The sequence below is a fragment of the Bradyrhizobium genomosp. III genome (genome assembly GCF_000261705.1).
Lineage (GTDB): Bacteria > Pseudomonadota > Alphaproteobacteria > Rhizobiales > Xanthobacteraceae > Bradyrhizobium > Bradyrhizobium ottawaense.
Genome location: NZ_AJQF01000124.1, coordinates 1 through 2216, shown reverse-complemented (window position 1 = coordinate 2216; position 2216 = coordinate 1). Strand labels below are relative to the sequence as shown.

Here is a 2216-nt window from a genome sequence, read left to right as displayed (position 1 = left end):
CCGGAAAGCCGCTGCCGGCGGCGCGACTGCGCCGCGTTTCGGGCAGCGCCACCGCGATGCCGACGGCGACAATGATCGCGGCGATGGTGATGGCGTAGAAGATCGCGCGCCAGCCGAACGCGGTCTCGATCAGGCCGCCGGTGAGCGGGGAAACCATCTGCCCGATCATCAGCGCCGCGACCACGAGGCTGATCATTGAGGCGACGCGGTCGCGCTCGTAGATGTCGCGGATGATGGCACGGCTGATCACCATGCCGGAGGCGCCGCCGAGCGCCTGGAAAAAGCGTGCGGCGATCAATTGCGGCAAGGTCTCGGCGAAGATGCACGCGACGCTGGCCACGACCATCAGCGCCAGCCCTCCGAGCAGCACCGGACGCCGTCCGAATCGGTCCGACAGCGGTCCCATGATCAGCTGCGACAGCGCGATGCCGACCATGTAGAGCGACACCGTCATCTGCGCGATCGAGATGTCGCTGCCGAAATTCGTCGCCAGCACCGGCAGTGCCGGAACCAGGATGTAGAGCGAGATCGGCGCGATCCCGGTCATCACGACCAGCAACAGCAGCACCAGGCGCGACGTCGCGAGGTTCGCCGCCGCTCCCGGCGGCTTGCTGATCATGCCGTGCATTGTGTCCGTCTTTCGAGTTCGAATCGACTGTAGCGCGCCCGCGCAAGACGGATATCGGCGTTTCGGAATGCGGCTATACGGATTCCGGGATGGTTATGCTGGAGGCGCGATATTCGCTTTAGCCTCCGTGTCGGGAAACAGCGTTGCGCATACGGCGTAGCGCCATGCGCGCTGCGGCAGGGTGACCCTACGCCTTCAGCTCCGCCGTCGCCTGATCGAGCCAGGCCTGCGTCGCCTCGTCCAGCGCGGGCCGCACCTCGGTCCGGACGCGCGCGTGGTAGGCATTGAGCCAGCCGAGTTCGTCGCGGCTCAGCATCGCGACATCGATGAGGCGGCGGTCGATCGGCGCTAGCGTCAGCGTCTCGAACGCGTTCATCGGCTTCTCGGCGCCCTTGATGTCGGCGGCCACCACCAGCTCCAGGTTCTCGATGCGGATGCCGAAACCGTCGGTCTTGTAATAGCCGGGCTCGTTGGAGAGGATCATGCCGCGCTTCAGCGGCGTGGTACCGAGCTTCGAGATCCGCGCCGGCCCTTCGTGCACCGAGAGATAGCTGCCGACGCCGTGACCGGTGCCGTGCTCGAAATCGACGCCGGCGGCCCAGAGATATTGCCGCGCCAGCGTATCGAGCTGCGCGCCCGTGGTGCCGTCCGGAAAGACGGCGCGCGCGATCGCGATATGGCCGCGCAGCACGCGGGTGAAGCGGTCGCGCATCTCAGCGGTGGGTTCGCCCACCGCCATGGTGCGCGTGACGTCGGTGGTGCCGTCTTCGTACTGCGCGCCGGAATCGATCAGCAGCAGGTCGCCGGGTGCGATCCGCCGATTGCTCTTGCGGGTGACGCGGTAGTGCACGATGGCGCCGTTCGGGCCGGTGCCGGAGATGGTCGGGAACGAGACGTCCTTCAACGCGCCGGTGTCGCGGCGGAACGTCTCCAGCGCCTCGACCGCGTCGATCTCCGTGAGCTTGCCGCTTGCGGCCTCGCGGTCGATGAAGGCGAGGAAGCGCGCCAGCGCCACGGCGTCGCGCCGATGCGCCGTCTGCGTGCCTTTGATCTCGGTGGCGTTCTTGATCGCCTTGAGCAGTGCAATCGGATCGCTACCGCGCACCGGCTTGCCGCCGGCCCCCGCGATCAGCCGGCTGAGTGCGTCGGCCGCGGTGGCGCTGTCGAGCGCAATCGATCCGCCGCTCTTGGCGAGCGCCATCAGCGTCGGCGCCATCGCATCGGGCTCGCGCACGTCGGCGGACTGCTCGAGATGGTCGCGCGTCAGGTTGGAGAGTTTTCGGTGGTCGATGAAGATGGTGGGACGGCCGTCCTTCGGCACCAGCGCATAGGACAGCGGCAGCGGGGTGTGGGCGACGTCGGCCCCGCGGATGTTGAAGGTCCAGGCCACCGCGTGGCTGTCCGACAGCACCAATGCGTCGGCGCCGAGCTTGCCGATCTCGTTTCGGATCTGCGTCAGCTTCTCGGCTTCAGTGACGCCGGCATTCTGCAGGCTGTGCACGGCGACGGGGGCGAGTGGTGGCTGCGGGCGGTCCTGCCAGATTGCGTCGATTGGATTGCTGTCGACCGCGACGAGCTCGGCGCCGGC

2 protein-coding genes are annotated in these 2216 nt (G+C 67.6%); both read right to left on the bottom strand.

The window, feature by feature from the left end; all coding sequences use genetic code 11:
- The coding region (locus IC66_RS0111215) for an MFS transporter (RefSeq protein WP_038947669.1) at positions 1 to 628 on the bottom strand (628 nt) is incomplete at its 3' end.
- Positions 629 to 815: 187 nt separating this feature from the next.
- On the bottom strand, positions 816 to 2216 hold a 1401-nt coding region (locus IC66_RS0111210), incomplete at its 5' end, for an aminopeptidase family protein P (RefSeq protein WP_038947668.1).